This window comes from Streptomyces lunalinharesii (assembly GCF_039532155.1).
GTDB classification, from domain to species: domain Bacteria; phylum Actinomycetota; class Actinomycetes; order Streptomycetales; family Streptomycetaceae; genus Streptomyces; species Streptomyces lunalinharesii.
The window spans coordinates 354,252-369,052 of record NZ_BAAARK010000001.1 but is presented as its reverse complement, the minus strand read 5'-3'; the positions used below and the strand labels follow the sequence as shown (position 1 = coordinate 369,052).

13 protein-coding genes are annotated in these 14,801 nt (G+C 75.8%); 2 read left to right on the top strand and 11 right to left on the bottom strand.

The features are described 5' to 3' along the window. Positions 1–7: 7 nt before the first annotated feature. Positions 8–1,438: a xylulokinase gene (gene xylB / locus ABD385_RS01705; protein WP_344573026.1), complete on the bottom strand. Its 1,431-nt coding sequence runs from the start codon at positions 1,436–1,438 to the stop codon at positions 8–10. Between the two features lie 153 nt (positions 1,439–1,591). After that, positions 1,592–2,560: an acetylxylan esterase gene (locus ABD385_RS01700; protein WP_344573025.1), complete on the bottom strand. Its 969-nt coding sequence runs from the start codon at positions 2,558–2,560 to the stop codon at positions 1,592–1,594. Positions 2,561–2,748: 188 nt separating this feature from the next. Between ABD385_RS01700 and ABD385_RS01695 the strand changes: the two genes are divergently transcribed. After that, positions 2,749–3,612: a hypothetical protein gene (locus ABD385_RS01695; protein ID WP_344573024.1), complete on the top strand. Its 864-nt coding sequence runs from the start codon at positions 2,749–2,751 to the stop codon at positions 3,610–3,612. Positions 3,613–3,658: 46 nt separating this feature from the next. On the opposite strand, the gene ABD385_RS01690 is transcribed toward ABD385_RS01695, so the two are convergent. The 8 genes from ABD385_RS01690 to ABD385_RS01655 all read right to left on the bottom strand — a co-directional run bounded on the left by ABD385_RS01690 (position 3,659) and on the right by ABD385_RS01655 (position 13,571). Then, on the bottom strand, positions 3,659–4,498 hold the full coding sequence (locus ABD385_RS01690; protein ID WP_344573023.1) for an amino acid ABC transporter ATP-binding protein: 840 nt from the start codon (positions 4,496–4,498) through the stop codon (positions 3,659–3,661). Positions 4,499–4,563: 65 nt separating this feature from the next. Further along, on the bottom strand, positions 4,564–5,355 hold the full coding sequence (locus ABD385_RS01685) for an amino acid ABC transporter permease (RefSeq protein ID WP_344573022.1): 792 nt from the start codon (positions 5,353–5,355) through the stop codon (positions 4,564–4,566). After that, on the bottom strand, positions 5,355–6,131 hold the full coding sequence (locus tag ABD385_RS01680; protein ID WP_344573021.1) for a transporter substrate-binding domain-containing protein: 777 nt from the start codon (positions 6,129–6,131) through the stop codon (positions 5,355–5,357). Before ABD385_RS01680 ends, ABD385_RS01685 begins: the two co-directional genes overlap by 1 nt. A 136-nt stretch (positions 6,132–6,267) precedes the next feature. Further along, positions 6,268–6,993 (bottom strand): GNAT family N-acetyltransferase, encoded by a 726-nt coding sequence (locus tag ABD385_RS01675; RefSeq protein ID WP_344573020.1) that lies wholly within the window; start codon positions 6,991–6,993, stop codon positions 6,268–6,270. A gap of 99 nt (positions 6,994–7,092) precedes the next feature. Beyond that, on the bottom strand, positions 7,093–8,028 hold the full coding sequence (mmuM, locus tag ABD385_RS01670; RefSeq protein ID WP_344573019.1) for a homocysteine S-methyltransferase: 936 nt from the start codon (positions 8,026–8,028) through the stop codon (positions 7,093–7,095). A 31-nt stretch (positions 8,029–8,059) separates the two neighbouring features. Beyond that, on the bottom strand, positions 8,060–8,932 hold the full coding sequence (locus ABD385_RS01665) for a YceI family protein (RefSeq protein WP_344573018.1): 873 nt from the start codon (positions 8,930–8,932) through the stop codon (positions 8,060–8,062). Between the two features lie 266 nt (positions 8,933–9,198). Then, the gene (locus ABD385_RS01660; protein ID WP_344573486.1) at positions 9,199–10,509 is read right to left on the bottom strand and encodes an SWF or SNF family helicase; all 1,311 of its coding nucleotides are present in this window, start codon (positions 10,507–10,509) and stop codon (positions 9,199–9,201) included. Positions 10,510–10,616: 107 nt separating this feature from the next. After that, positions 10,617–13,571, bottom strand: coding sequence for a DEAD/DEAH box helicase (locus ABD385_RS01655; protein WP_344573017.1), 2,955 nt, complete (start codon positions 13,569–13,571; stop codon positions 10,617–10,619). Positions 13,572–13,720: 149 nt separating this feature from the next. Here ABD385_RS01655 and ABD385_RS01650 point away from each other — a divergent pair, with 149 nt between their 5' ends. Beyond that, entirely contained in the window at positions 13,721–13,903 is a 183-nt protein-coding gene (locus ABD385_RS01650; RefSeq protein WP_344573016.1) for a hypothetical protein, read from the top strand. 55 nt (positions 13,904–13,958) lie between these two features. On the opposite strand, the gene ABD385_RS01645 is transcribed toward ABD385_RS01650, so the two are convergent. Continuing rightward, on the bottom strand, positions 13,959–14,756 hold the full coding sequence (locus ABD385_RS01645) for a hypothetical protein (protein WP_344573015.1): 798 nt from the start codon (positions 14,754–14,756) through the stop codon (positions 13,959–13,961). Between the last annotated feature and the right edge of the window lie 45 nt (positions 14,757–14,801).

The following is a 14,801-nucleotide window of genomic DNA, read 5'->3' as shown; positions in this document are numbered from 1 at the left end:
CGGTGCGTCAGCCGCCCAGCAGTGCCGCTCCGTCGGTCAGCGTCGCCGCCAGCCGGTCCCAGGCGTCGCCGTCCCGCTCCCGTGCCGGATGCGCCGCGCCGCGGGCCGTCCCCCAGCGCCGCGCCACCGCCGCCGGATCCTCGCCCAGCAGCAACCCGGCCGCCTGCGCCGCCGCCCCCAGCGCGACGAGTTCGTCCGCCTCCGGCACCACCACGGGGCGGCCCGACAGCCGCCGCACGGTCTCCCGCCAGGCATGCCCCCGGGCCCCGCCGCCGATCAGCAGGAGGGGCGCGTCGGGCGCGGCGTCCACTCCCGGAAGCCGGTCCAGGGCCCGCAGCAGCGTGAACACCGCGCCGTCGTAGGCGGCCTGGAGCAGGTGGCCGGCGGTGGTGTCGTGGCGCAGCCCGTGCAACAGGCCCGTGGCGTGCGGGAGGTTGGGGGTGCGCTCGCCGTCGAGGAAGGGCAGCAGCACGGCGCTGCCGCCCGGCTCGACCGCCTCCCGGTCGCGGCCGAGCAGCGCCGCCACCCGGTCCACCGCGAGCGTGCAGTTGAGCGTGCAGGCCAGTGGCAGCCAGTCGCCGCGGGCGTCGGCGAAGCCGGCGACGGTGCCGGTGGGGTCGGCGGGGCGGCGGGTCGTCACCGCGTACGCCGTCCCGGAGGTGCCCAGGCTCAGCACCGGCTGCCCGGGACGCAGGCCGAGGCCGAGCGCCGCGGCCATGTTGTCGCCCGTCCCGGCGGCCACCAACGCGCCGTGCGGGAGCGGCAGCTCGTCGGTGCGCACGGTGCCCGCCGCCTCGCCGGGGAGCGCCACCCGCGGCAGCATCGCGGCGGCCAGTCCGACCCGGTCCAGGACCTCCGCGTCGTAGGTGCCGGTGGCCGTCGCCCACCAGCCCGTTCCCGAGGCGTCGCCACGGTCGGTGACCGCCTGGCCCGTGAGCCGCTCGACGAGGTAGTCGTGCGGGAGGCGGACGGCGGCGGTGGCGGCCGCGGCGGCCGGCTCGTGGGCGCGCAGCCAGGCCCACTTGGCGACCGTGAACGCCGGGCCCGGTACGCTCCCGATCCGCTCCGCCCAGGCCGCCGGGCCGCCGCCCTGGGCGATCAGCCGGGCGCTCTCGCGGGCCGGGCGGACGTCGTTCCACAGCAGGGCGGGGCGGACCGGTTCGCCGGCCGCGTCCAGGGTCACCAGGCCGTGCTGCTGGCCGGCGACCGAGACCGCGGACGCCTGCCGGGCGGCCGCCCCGCACTGCTCCAGTGCCTCGCCCAGCGCCCGCCACCACTGCCGGGGGTCGCTCTCCTTGGCCGCCCCGCCGCTGACCGCGTGCGGTGCCTGACCGCGGGCCAGCACCTCCCCGGTCTCCGCGTCCACCACCAGCGTCTTGGTCGACTGCGTCGAGCTGTCCACCCCGACGACCAGGGGTCCGGCCGACTGTGCGCCCATCGAGCACTCTCCCTCGGCGGCCGGTGGTACGGGCCCTGACCCCGGGGCTCCCGGCCGCTTGGGGCCCCGGTGCGCTGCCGCATAGTAATGCGCGCGGCGCCGGTCCCGGGCGGCCTGTGGACGACACGCGCGGTGCGCGCCGGCCGGTCGCGGTCAGCCGCCGAACAGCTTGCGCAGGAAGCGGAGCTCCGCGGTCCGTTGCGCGCCGCCGCCGCTCTCGTGGGCGTTGAACCGCCACACCTCCAACTGCTTGTCGCCCGCGTAGTGGTGGTAGGCGGCGAACCCGGTGGAGGGCGGGACGACCGCGTCGCGCAGGGCGGTGCCGAAGAGCGCCGGGGCGGTGGCGCGGACCGCGAAGTTCAGGCCGTCGAAGTGGTCGAGGGTGTGCAGTGCGGTGTCGACGTGGTCGCGCTGGCCCGCGAAGTAGCGGGCGAGTTCGCCGTACGGGCCCTGGTCGGTGACGTCCAGGGCCCGCCGGACGTCGGTGAGGAACGGCACGTCGATCAGGGCCGCCGCCAGGCCGGGGACCAGGCCCGCCACGGCCAGGGCGAGGCCGCCGCCCTGGCTGCCGCCGGCGACCACGATCCGGGCGGCGTCCACCGCGGGGTGCCCGTGGGCCACCTCGACGGCCCGCACGGCGTCGGTGATCAGCCGCCGGTAGTAGTAGGTGTCGGGGTCGAGCAGGCCCTGGGTGAGCTTGCCCGGTACGCCCGGGTGGGCGATGCCCACCGGGTCGGGGGTTTCGCCGGGGCGGTTGGGGCCGCTCTGGCCGCGGGTGTCCATGACCAGCGTGGCGTATCCGGCCGACGGCCACAGCAGCCAGTCGTGCGGGAACATCCGGCCGCCGCCGTAGCCGAGGTACTGCACCACGCACGGCAGGGGGCCGGCCGCCGCGCGCGGGCGCAGGAACCAGCCGCGGATGCGGTGCCCGCCGAAGCCGGCGAAGTCCAGGTCGTCGACGTGGAGTTCGGTCAGTCCGCCGTCGAGCGGGGTGAGCCGGGGGGCGAGGTCGTGGGCCCGGGCCTCGTCGAGGGTCCGGTGCCAGAACGCGTCGAAGCCCGGGGGCTCGGGCAGGGGAGGACGGTAGCGGCGGAGTTCGTCCAGGGGAAGGTCGGTGAACATGGCGCACCTCCGGGCCGTGAGGCCTGCACGTCGGGCACGTTAGGGTCTGTCCGGGCGATCAGGATCGCCGAGCCGTCCGTCCGGGCCGCGGGTCGCCAACGGTGCCCACGGGGCGGAGGGTTCGCCCCGCAGCGGTCCGGATCGGTCGCCGCGTCCCTGACTCCCACCAAAGAAGCGACATTTCCGCCATGAGCTTTCCCCCGCCTCCGCCGTCCAACCAACCGCCGCACCAGCCGCCCCCGGGCGGTCCGGGCGGCTACGGCCCGCCACCGGGCGGCTATGGGCCCGGCGGGCAGCAGCCGGCCCCGGGCGGGTACGGACCGGGCGGCTACGGGCCGGCGGCGCCCCAGCCCGGGCCGCCGCCGGCCGGCCCCTACGGCGCCCCCGCCGGCGGCTTCGGCCCGCCCGGGGCCGGCGGCGGGGGCGGTTGGCAGCAGCCGCCCGCCCCGCCCTCCTCCGGCGGCAACGGCACCACCATCGCGCTGATCATCGGGGCCGGCGTGCTCGTCGTGGCGCTCGTCGTCGGCGGCGTCATATGGGCCACCAACAGCGGCGGCGGGCGCAACCAGGCCGGACCCGGCACCGGCACCACGGCCAGTCCCACCCCGGGCCCGTCGGACTCCGGGCTGCCGACGCCGTCCGCTTCGGCCTCCGCGACGCCCACCGCCCCCGAGTCCACCCCGTCCGCGCCCCCGCGACGCACCGTCGCCTTCTACGCGCTGAAGACCGGCGACTGCTTCGACATCCCGCCGGGCGGCAACGACGGCAACAACGAGTCGGCCCCCTGCACCGGCCCGCACGACGCCGAGGTCGTCTTCCTCTACACCCTGCCGCACGGCCTGACCAGCGAGAACGAGATCAAGGACAAGGCGTCCACGCTGTGTTCCTCGGAACTCCAGGACAAGGCGTCCAAGCAGCCGGCCGGGGCCGCCGGGGGCACCTACGTCCAGTTCCCCAGCGTCCAGGGCTACAAGCTGGGCATCAAGACCGTGGTGTGCAGCCTGACGGGCAACCGCAGCGGCACCAAGAAGCTCACCCGGCCGCTGGCCTGACCCGGGCCGGGACCGGGCGCCGGACAGCGGGCCGCGGGACGGGGCGTCACGGCGCCGGGCGGAGCGGTGGTGTAGTGACCGGCCCCGGCCCGTCGGGCCCGTCCGGACCGCCCGTCCCGTCCACCCGGGCCGCCGCCGGGTCCAGCACGCGGGACAGGAACGTCCGGGTCCGCTCGTGCCGGGGAGCGCCCACCACCCGTTTTGGGGTGCCCTCCTCGACGATCAGCCCGCCGTCCATGAAGACCACCCGGTCGGCGACCTCCCGGGCGAAGCCCATCTCGTGGGTGACGACCAGCATCGTCATCCCGTCCCGGGCCAGCGACCGCATCACCGCCAGGACGTCGCCGACCAGTTCGGGGTCGAGCGCGGAGGTCGGCTCGTCGAAGAGCATCAGCTCCGGGGCCATCGCCAGCGCACGGGCGATGGCCACCCGTTGTTGCTGACCGCCGGACAACTGCGCCGGATAGGCGGCGGCCTTGTCGCCCAGGCCGACCCGGGCCAGTTGGTCGCGGGCGAGGCGTTCGGCCGCCGCCCGGTCGCGGCGCAGCACCCGGCGCTGGGCGATGGTGAGGTTCTCCAGTGCGGTCAGGTGCGGGAAGAGGTTGAAGGACTGGAAGACCATGCCGATCCTGCGCCGCACCCGGTCGATGTCGACGTCCGGGTCGGTGACCTCGGTGCCGGCGACCGTGATCCGGCCGGCGCTCGGCTCCTCCAGCAGGTTCACGCACCGCAGCAGCGTCGACTTCCCGGAGCCCGACGGCCCGATGACGCAGACCACCTCGCCGCGCGCCACCGAGAAGTCGATCCCGCGCAGCACCTCCACCGTGCCGAACGCCTTGTGCAGTCCGCGCACCTCGATGGCGTTGTCGCCCCCGACGTCGGTCATGCCGTGCCCCTCCCCGCCAGCCCCGCCACCGCTCGTCGCGCCATCTGTTCCGTGCCCCCGTCCCGTCACCGGGCCCGCGCCGTGCGGGCCTCCAACCGGCGGACCACCTGGCCCAGCGGAAGGGTGATCACCAGGTAGAGCAGCCCGGCGACCAGCACCGGGGTGAGGCTCTTGTGCTCGTTCAGCGCGTCCCGCCCGAAGTTGGCCAGCTCGAACTGGGAGAGCGACAGGCCCAGCAGGTACACCAGCGAGGAGTCCTTCGTCAGCAGGATCAGCTCGTTGGTCAGCGGTGGCAGCACGATCCGGAACGCCTGCGGAATGACGATCGAGACCATCGCCCGGCCCTGCGACATGCCCAGCGAACGCGCGGCCTCCGTCTGCCCCTTGGGCACCGCCTGGATGCCGGCCCGCAGGGTCTCCGCCATGTAGGCCGCGCCCACCAGACCCAGCGACAGCATCACGGTGACGCCCTGGTCGAGCGCGACCTGGAAGGCCAGCGGCACCCCGAAGCCGAGCGCGATGAACACCAGCAGCGCGGGGATCCCGCGGAAGAACTCGATGTAGGTCACCGCGAGCCAGCGGTACGGCGGCACCGACGACAGTCGCATCAGGGCGAGCAACAGCCCGAGCATGAGCCCGAACCCGAAGCCCAGCAGGGTGTAGCGCACGGTGTTGACCAGTGCGGTGGTCACGATGTCCGGGAACAGTGCCTTGGCGACGGAGAGGTCGAAGAACGCCGAGCCCAGCCGGCGCCAGTCCGCGGCCAGCGCGAGCGCGGCCGCCGCGGCGAGAAGCACGCCGTACTGCGCGCCGCGGACGAGCCGGGCCCGGCGCCGCTTGGACGCCGGGCGGGGCATCAGCCGAACCACTTGCGGTGGATGCGGTCGTAGCTGCCGTCCTTCTTCGCCCGGGCGAGGACCGCGTCGATGCGTTGTCGCAGTGCGTCGTTGCCCTTGCGGACGCCGAAGCCGTAGTGCTCGCCGGTGTCGAACTCGGCGGCGACCCGGGTGTCCTGGTTGTGCTTCACGTAGTCGAGGAGCACGCCGTTGTCGTTGATCCCGGCGGCCACCTGGCCGGACTTCACGGCGGTCAGCAGGAGCCCGACGTCCTCGAACTCGACCAGTTCGACGCCCTGTGCGTGGGCCTTGGCGTAGACGGCGCCGGTCGTGGCCTTCTGGTAGCCGAGCTTCTTGCCCCGGAGGTCGGTGAGCTTCTTCAGCGGGCTGCCGCGCTTCACCAGCAGTGCCTGGGTGGCGTCGAAGTACGGGGCGGAGAAGTCCATGACCTTCTTCCGGGCCGGGGTGATGGTCATGCCCGCGGCGGCCAGGTCGCACTTGCGGATGGCGAAGTCCTGCCCGGTCTCGATGCCTTCGAAGGGGGTGTTGATGATCTGCTGGGTGGCGCCGAGGTCCTTGGCCACCAGGTCCACCAGGTCGACGTCGAAGCCGACGACCTTGCCGTCGCGCGTCACCTGGAACGGGGCGTAGGGGAGGTGGGTGCAGGTCAGGAGCGTTCCGGGGCGGACCAGTTCCGGGCCCTGGCCCTCGCCGGCGGGTGCGGTGCTGGTGCAGCCCGCCAGGAGGGCGGTGGCCGCGGCGGCGGCCAGAAGGGGCAACGCGGAGCGAGCGGTCACAGGGCCTCCAGGAGTGCCGTGACGATCAACCGGGCCGGGGGATCAACGAGTTGGGCTGCATCCTGCCATCGGCCGGGGGTGTTGTCGCCGGTGCGTCCGTTGCGGCTGGGTAACGCCCGTGTGGGCGGCGGCCGGCTCAGCGCAGGGTCCAGAGCCAGCCGAGCGGGGTGAGGCCCATTTTCCGGGCCACCGAACGGGAGGCGTGGTTGGCGCCGGTGGTGCTGTAGAAGAGCACCTCCTTGTGGTGGGCGGCGCGCCGGGCCCAGGCGGCGACGACGGCCGGCGCCAGCCCGCTCCCGCGGAAGTCCGCGCGGGTCCAGGCGCCCGCCTCCGCCGCGGTGGGGTTCGCCTCCGGGGTGTGGCAGATGGACACCGGGGCGGTGCCGTCCACGGCCATCGCCCACGTCCCGGCGGCGCCAGAGATCAGCTCCGCCCACTCGTCGGGTTCCCAGTTGCCGGGCCGGTCCAGTTGCCGCGCCGCCCGGCGCCCGGCGGCGTCCGACACGAGGACGGGCAGCGGCGCGGGCGGCGGCGCGGGGAGCGGGCGGGGGAAGACGAAGGTCGGACCGCCGTCGAGGGTGGTGCGCCGCCCGGCCGGGCCCAGCGCCTCGGCGAGCCGCGTCAGGGCCCGTGGCGCCTCTTCCGGGACGTACGGCTGCTCGGGGTCGTCGAGTGCGGAGCCGGGGCCCACGAGGCCGCTCACGGCCGGCCCCAGCGCGAGCAGGCGGGCCCGCGGGGACCAGGCCCAGACGGCCTTGACCGGCTTGTCCGTCACGGTCGGCGGGCGGTCGGTGGTTCCGGGCACCAGCCCGTAGACGGTGTCCACTTCCATGGCGAGCAGCGTCGCGTCGTCCCACGTCACGGCGGGAGGGTAACGGGCGGTGCCGGTCGGCCGCCGCCCGTTTTTCCGCGGCCCGCCGTCCGGGGCCCTCCGTCCGGGGCCCGTCGTGCCGCGGTCGGGTCAGCGGTCCAGTGCGGCGGCGAGTTCGGCGATGGCGTGCGGCCCCACCCGGCAGCAGCCGCCGATCAGTCGGGCGCCGGCCGCGACCCAGCCGGCCACCCGGTCCGCGCGGAAGGTCGGGCTGCCGCGCCAGGTCCGCGCCGCGGCGTCCCAGTGCTCGCCGCTGTTGGGGTAGACGACCACCGGCTTGCCGGTCACCCGGGCCGCGATCTCCACCGCCCGGTCGGCGTCGTCCGGCGCACAGCAGTTGACCCCGACCGCGATCACCTCGTCCGCGTCCGCCGCCGCGGCGAACGCCTCGGCCAGCGGCTGCCCGGCACGGGTCCGGTCGCCGGCGACGCTGAACGACAGGTAGGCCGGGACGCCGAGGCCGCGGACGGCCCGCAGCAGGGCCCGGGCCTCGTCCGCGTCCGGCACCGTCTCCAGGGCCAGCACGTCAGGACCGGCGGCGGCCAGCACCTCCAGGCGCGGCCGGTGGAAGCGCTCCAACGCGTCCACGGACAGGCCGTACCGGCCGCGGTACTCGGAGCCGTCCGCCAGCATCGCGCCGTACGGTCCCGCCGACGCGGCGACGTAGAGTGGCCCGCTGACCCCGTCGGCGTGCGCGCGGGCGGCCGCCTCGCGGGCGAGTTCGACGCTGCGGCGCAGCAGCCCGGCGGTCTCCTGCGGGCCGGTGCCGCGCCGTGCGAAACCCTCGAAGGTGGCTTGGTAGCTGGCGGTGAGGGCGACCTGGGCGCCCGCCCGGTAGTAGGCGAGGTGGGCCCGCAGCACGGCCTCGGGTTCCTCGGCGAGCAGCCGGGCCGACCACAGGGCGTCGCTCAGGTCGTGGCCGTCGGCCTCCAGTTGGTTGGAGAGCCCGCCGTCGAGGACGACCGGTCCCGCGGCGAGCGCGGCGGCGAGCGTCGGTGCCGGCGGTTGGGGCGACGGGCCGGTCATGGGGACCACTTCTCCTTGTTGGCGGGTGCGGCTACTCGGGCCGGACCGCCTGGATGTCCAGCTCGACCCGGATGGTAGCGCCGATCGCGGCGATGCCCCTGGCCAGCATCTTGCGCCAGTCCAGGGTGAAGTCCTCGCGGTGCAGTTCGGTGACGGCCTGGCACGCGGTGCGGGTCTCGCCCGCGATGCCGGTGCCGATGCCCAGGTAGCGGGTGTCCAGTTGGATGGTGCGGCTGACGCCGTGCAGGTGGAGCACGCCCTGCACCGCCCACCGGCCGCCGCCCTTGTGGACGAACCGTTCGCCGGAGAACTGGAGGTGGGGGAAGCGGGCCACGTCCAGGAACTCCGCCGAGCGCAGGTGGTCGTCGCGCATCCGCACGCCGGTGTCGATGCTCGCCGCGTCGATGGTGACCTCGACCCGGGAGTCCTGCATCCGTTCACCGATCCACAGTCCGCCCTCGAAGGCGTTGAACCGGCCGTGGATCTCGGCCAGTCCGATGTGCCGGGCGGTGAAGCGGATGGCGCTGTGGTCGGGGTCGAGCCGCCACTGGCCGGGGTCGGGCAGCGGCAGCGCCGGTGCCAGCTCCAACGTGACGGGGCGGGGCGCGGTCCGCCCGCCGGCCACCACTTCGGCCTCGAAGCGGGCCGGGCGGAAGCCGTCGGAGGTCGCCACCAGCCGGTACCCGCCGGGCGGGAGGGTCACCGTCAGGCGGCCGTTGGGGTCGGTCCGGCCGGCCGTCGCCTCCTTGCCACCGGCGTCGCGGACCGAGATCGCCACCCCGGCCATGGGGAGTCCGACGGGATCGTTGACGCACAGGTCCAGCGCGCCCGCCCCGCGGGGCAGGGGCGGCTGGACGGTGTGCGGCGAGCGGTCGCGCAGGCGGTGCAGGAAGGCGAGCGGCATGGCAGGACGGGGCCCCATCGGTCGGGTCGGTCGGGACGGTCGCATCGCTCGGGCTGCGGACAGCGTGCGAGCGGGGACGCGCGCTGCCGCGGGCGGGCGCACGTGGACGCACGGGGACGCACGGGGATACGGCCGCGGAATGAATCGCACGAAAAGGGTGCGGATTCGGTTCCATCCTGTCATTGGTGGCGACCCGAAATGACCACAAGGTGTCAAGGTCAGATCAAAGGTGACCTTTCTCGCACTGTAGGGGGAATCCCCTGGCGTCACCCCTCCGGTACGTCCGCCGCGAGGCAGACCAACGCCGCCGCCGGGTCGTCGGCCGCGGGACCGGCCGGCGCCCACCGCCCGCCCTCCTTGCGGAACGGCCACCACCGTCCGTCGCGCCCGAAGCGCAGTTGGACGTCCCCGCCGGCGACCGTCCAGCGGTTGCCGGCGGCCCGTAGGCGCGGCCGGGACGCCGCGTCCTCCCAGGCGGCCGCCAACTGCTCGGACAACCGGGAGCCCACCTCGGGCGCCGGCGTCCACTCCTCCTCCAGGGCGGCCAACCCGGCCGCACCGCCCGCCCGCCAGGCCCGTACGGCCAGTGCCAGGCCCCGGGCGCCGCGTTGCGAAGCCTCCGCCAACCGCGCCTGCGCCGCGCTCCCGGGCCCGGCGGCCGCCAGCCGCACCGCGTCCTGGTCGGGCGTCAGCGCGGGCGCCCACGGGCCGTCGGCGGGCCCGGGGGAGAGCGCCGCCGTCAGCAGCCGGTGGGCGCGCGCCGCCGCGTCCCCGATCAGGAACTCCAGTGCGTCCGCCGTCACTCCGGGCGCCGGCGGGGTGCCGCTGCCGAGCGCCGGCGCCGGGCCGGGGGCCGTGACCGGCGGCGGTGGCGGGGGCAGCGGCGGCAGGACGTCCCGTGCCGCGTACGCCTCGGCCGCGGGGACGCCGGCCGCCTCCCCGCCGGCGGAATCCGCCGGGCCCGCCACCGCCTCGGCCCGGGAGGCGCTGCGCCGCTGGAGCTCGTCCAGCAGCTCCGTCTCGCCCCGGCCGCGCAACAGCAGCAGCACGAACGGGTCCTGGTCCAGCAGCCGGGCCACCTGGTAGCACAGCGCCGCCGAGTGCGCACAGTGGTCCCACGCCTCGCAGGCGCACGCCGGCTCCAGGTCCCCGATGCCCGGCAGGAGTTCGACCCCGGCCGCCGCCGCGTCCTCCACCAGGACGGGCGGCATGTCGCGGTCCAGCAGGGCCGCGAGGTGCCCGGCCCGGTCCGCGATGACGTCCAGCAGCCGGTCCCACTCCGCTCCGGACAACTCCTGGAGCAGCACGTCGGAGCGGTGCCGCGTGTGGTCGCGGTCCTGGACGACGGCGGTGATCCGGCCGGGGCGCACGGAGACCGCGCCGACCGCCCCGGCGCGGGCGTGCCGGCGGCCCAGCTTCAGCTGCGCCCCGTCCAGCGCGGTGTCCTCCAGCGCCTTCAGCCACGCCTGCCCCCACCAGGTCTGCGCGAAGCCACGGCCGCCCGCCACCGGGAGCGCGGCGAACGTCCGTTCCGGCCCGGCCCCGCCGCTCCCGTATTCCGCGTCGCCGTCCGCCATGTCCCCGTCCCTCTCCGCCACGTCCCTGCCCGTTCCGTCCCGATCGGGCCGGCCACCGGCCGGCCCGTGTCCGTGCACCGGTGCGTCCGGCCACCCGTCCGCCCCGTTCACCGCTGGTTCCCGCGCAGCGCCACCAGGTCCGCCAGCTCGGCGTCGGTGAGTTCGGTCAGTGCCGCCTCCCCGGAGCCGAGCACCGCGTCCGCCAACCGCTGTTTGCGGGCGAGCAGTGCGGCGATCCGGTCCTCGACCGTGCCCTCGGTGACCATCCGGTGGACCTGCACCGGCTGGGTCTGGCCGATGCGGTAGGCCCGGTCGGTGGCCTGGGCCTCGACCGCCGGGTTCCACCAGCGGTCGAAGTGCACGACGTGCGCCGCCCGGGTGAGGTTCAGGCCGGTGCCCGCCGCCTTCAGGGACAGCAGGAACACCGGCACCGCACCGTCCTGGAACCGCCGCACCATCTCCTCCCGCTGGGTGACCGGCGTCCCGCCGTGCAGGAGCTGCGCCGACACCCCGCGCGCCGCCAGGTGCGCCGCCAACAGCCGCGCCATCGCCACGTACTGGGTGAACACCAGGACGCTGCCGCCCTCGGCGAGGATCGTGTCCAGCAGTTCGTCGAGGAGTTCCGTCTTCCCCGACCGGCCGGCGAACCGCGCGGCCCCGGCGTCCGGCGCGGCGGGCGGTTCCTTGAGGTAGTGCGCGGGGTGGTTGCAGACCTGTTTGAGCGCGGTGAGCAGCTTGACCACCAGGCCGCGTCGGGCGAGCCCGTCCGTCCCGGCGATCTCGCCGAGTCCCTCGCGCACCACCGCTTCGTACAGCGCTGCCTGTTCGGCGGTGAGCGCCACCGCCCGGTCGGTCTCCGTCTTGGGCGGCAGCTCCGGGGCGATCCCCGGGTCGGACTTGTGCCGGCGCAACAGGAACGGCCGCACCAGCCGGGCCAGTCGCTCCGCTGCCGCGGCCGCCTCCGGGGTGCCCGCCGCGTCGCCCTCGATGGCCCGCGCGTGCCGCTGCCGGAACCGGCCCAGCGACCCCAACAGCCCCGGCGTCGTCCAGTCCAGGATCGCCCACAGCTCGGACAGGTCGTTCTCCACCGGCGTCCCGGTCAGCGCCACCCGGGCCTTGGCGGGCACGGTGCGCAGCGCCCTGGCGGTCGCCGAGAAGGGGTTCTTGACGTGCTGCGCCTCGTCGGCGACGACCAACCCCCAGCCGGCACCCGCCAAGGTGGCGGCGTCCAACCGCATCGTCCCGTAGGTGGTGAGGACGAATTCCCCGTCGGCGAGGTCCGCCAGGCTGCGCCGCCCGGCGTGGAAGCGGCGCACCGGCGTCCCCGGCGCGAACTTCTCGATCTCCCGCTGCCAGTTGCCCATCAGGGAGGTGGGACAGACGACGAGCGTGGGCCCGGCCGACTCCCCGGTGGCCTGACGGTGCAGGTGCAGGGCGATCAGGGTGAGGGTCTTGCCCAGGCCCATGTCGTCGGCCAGGCAACCGCCGAGGCCGAGCGACGTCATCCGGTGCAGCCATCCCAGACCGCGCACCTGGTAGTCGCGCAGGGTGGCGGTGAGCCCGGGGGGCTGCTCGACGACCGGGTCCACCGTGCCCTCCGGGTCGGCCAGCCGGTCGCGGAGCCGGGCGAGCCAGCCGGACGCCTGGACCGCCACGTAGCTGCCGTCCTCGTCCTCGGTGCTGCCGGTGAGCGCGGCCCCCAGCGCGTCGAGCGGGGTGAGCGCGCGGTCCTTGCGGTCCCGGGCGGCGCGCACCGCCTGCGGGTCCACCAGGACCCACCGGCCGTGCAGCCGCACCAGGGGGCGCCGGGCCTCGGCGAGCCGGTCCAGTTCCGCCCGGTCGATCTCCTGGTCGCCGATGGCGAACCGCCAGCTGAAGGCGAGCAGCGCATCGGCCGAGACCAGCGACGGCGCCCCGCCAAAGGCGCGGCCGGCCGCGTGCCCGGCCGCTTCCGGCCCGTCCGGCGGCCCCACCACGGCGCGGGTGGTGAGCGTGCGCGTCAACTCCTGCGGCCAGTGGACCCGCACCCCGGCGGCGGCCAGTGCGGCGGCCGCCGGGCCGAGCAGCTCGGCGACCTCCTCGTCCGCCAACTCCAGGGCGTCGGGCACCGCCGCCGACAGCAGCGGCGTCAGCGGCGCCCAGGCGGCGGCCGCCCGGCGCAGCGTCAGCAGGGTCTCGGTCCGGGCCCGCGGCCCGAAAGCCTGCCCCGCCGGGGCCGTGCCCGCCCACACCTCGGCGGCGTCCGCGACGACCGTCGGGTCGGCCGCGCCGTGTACCTGGACGACGGCGCTGAACGTGGCGCCGGGCGCTGCGGCCGGTCCGGGCGCCAACCCCTGCACCTCCACCCGCAGCGAGATCCGCACCCCCGCGTCGTGTCCGGCGGCGATCTCCGCGGCCCAGGCGCGCTGCTCCGGGACGTGCTGCGGGGCGGCCGCGGCGAAGGCCGGCCCGCCGGCGGCCAGTTCCGCCGCGGGGGTGCGGGGCAGCCCGTCGGCGACCGCGTCCAGGAAGGCCCGCACCAGGTGCTCGGGGGACGGCAGCCGCACCGGATCGGTGCCGGGCACCGGGGCGGCGTGGGCGTGCGGCGGCATCGCGGCGGCCAGCCCGCGCAGCCGCGCCACGTCGTCCGGGTCGAGCGGACCGGCGCGCCAGGCGTCGTGGTCGGTGGGGCTGAGGCCCGGCAGCAGGCGCCCGCGGGCGGCGACGTGGAGGGCCAGTAGGGCGGCGGCGCCCCAGAAGGCCGCGGCCGGATGGGCGGGCCGGCCGTCGCGCATCCGGGTGAGCAGAGGGAGCGCGGCGGCGACCGGCAGGACCAGGGCCGGCACCGTGCGCACGACGATGCCGTCGTCGGCCCGGCCGTCGTCCGCCGGCCCGGTGGGGAGGGCAACGGACAGCTGCTCCCATACGGCCGGGCCGTGGACGGCGGCCTCCGGGACGGGGTCGCCGTCCGGGCGCCAGAAGGCGATCCGCCCGTGCCGCGGCGGATCCGACGGCAGGAAGAGCGCCGCGCAACGGGACAGCTCGGTGAGCGGAACGGGCGTGACCGGGGGGTGGGAAGCCACGGGGGCGCGTACTCCTCAAATTTGACTACTGGAGTGTGGAGCGCCCGAGGGTACAGCACGCTCCGGCCGCTCAGGGAACCTCCGACGCCGAACCGGCGTTCAATGGGATACGACAGAGCGCGGCGCGCGCCGCGGAAAGGGCGTGAAGGATGTCCACACAGGCGAAGGTCGCGATCGGCGGCGTCGCGGTGGGAGTGCTCCTGCTGTGGCTGCTGCCCTTCTGGGCGGCCGTCTTGGTGATGGTCGGGATCCCGGCCGTCGCGTACCTGACGCTCGAGCCCTCCCAGCGGCGCCGACTGCGCCGGGCCAGCCGCAAGCAGCTCGACCGCTGAAGCCGGCGGCCCCGGCCGGCGGCCGCCCCGTGGAGCGGCCCGGCCGGCCCGGCCGTCAGGTGGGGCGGGGCGCCAGGCCGTCCAACGACGCCAGCAGCCCCGGAAGTTCGGGCCCCCGCCCCACCGGATGCACCTGCCCGGGCTCGTCGTCCAGCAGGACGAACGCGAGGTCGTCGGTGCGCGCCACCATGCTCCACCCGGGCCCGTCCACCCGCAGCGTGCGGGCCTCGCCGGCGGCGAACGACGACCGGACCCGGCCGGGCGGCGGCGGGTCGGCGAGGTAGCCGCGGGCCTGCGCCAACACCCGTCGCACGCCCTGGTGCCGCTCCTCGCCGGGCTCCGCGAAGGTGATCTCCTCGTCCTCGACCTGGCTCCGCCACGTCGCCCACTGGAGCGCTATCTCGTCCGCGCCCAGCCGGCGCTGGGCGGGGCCCCAGTCCGTCGCGTCCGGCGGCGCCAGCGGCGCCCGGTCGCTCTCCTGCGGCTCGGGGTCGTGGGGCTGCGGCACCCCGGGCGCCGACACCGCCAGGGCCAGCGGCCACCCGGGCAGCGCGACGACGATGCCGTCCTCACCGGGCGACAGGTCGTACTCCATGCCGCAGTCCCAGGCCGCTATCGCACACGCCACCAGGGACACGTCCTCGGTGACCACGGTCCAGCGTGCCCCCGTGCCGTCCTGGCCGAGGACCAGCCCGTAGCCCTCGGCGTAGGGTTCGAGACCGAGTCCCGCACACACCTCGGGATAGTCGTCGCCGAGCACGCTCGGGAACTGCGCGGGCGTCAGCAGCACCGCCGTCAAGATGAACAGCTGGTCGCTCAACTGCTCCCCGTCGGTGTTCTCGGTCGTCGGCACGCCCGGCCTCCTCGCATTGCGGTCCGCACTTTCGCCGCGCACCTT

Coding starts and splice junctions, on each gene's coding strand:
- xylB (WP_344573026.1), bottom strand. CDS start 1,438: ATGGGCGCACAGTCGGCCGGACCCCTGGTCGTCGGGGTGGACAGCTCG.
- ABD385_RS01700 (WP_344573025.1), bottom strand. CDS start 2,560: ATGTTCACCGACCTTCCCCTGGACGAACTCCGCCGCTACCGTCCTCCC.
- ABD385_RS01695 (WP_344573024.1), top strand. CDS start 2,749: ATGAGCTTTCCCCCGCCTCCGCCGTCCAACCAACCGCCGCACCAGCCG.
- ABD385_RS01690 (WP_344573023.1), bottom strand. CDS start 4,498: ATGACCGACGTCGGGGGCGACAACGCCATCGAGGTGCGCGGACTGCAC.
- ABD385_RS01685 (WP_344573022.1), bottom strand. CDS start 5,355: ATGCCCCGCCCGGCGTCCAAGCGGCGCCGGGCCCGGCTCGTCCGCGGC.
- mmuM (WP_344573019.1), bottom strand. CDS start 8,028: ATGACCGGCCCGTCGCCCCAACCGCCGGCACCGACGCTCGCCGCCGCG.
- ABD385_RS01665 (WP_344573018.1), bottom strand. CDS start 8,932: ATGCCGCTCGCCTTCCTGCACCGCCTGCGCGACCGCTCGCCGCACACC.
- ABD385_RS01660 (WP_344573486.1), bottom strand. CDS start 10,509: ATGGCGGACGGCGACGCGGAATACGGGAGCGGCGGGGCCGGGCCGGAA.
- ABD385_RS01650 (WP_344573016.1), top strand. CDS start 13,721: ATGTCCACACAGGCGAAGGTCGCGATCGGCGGCGTCGCGGTGGGAGTG.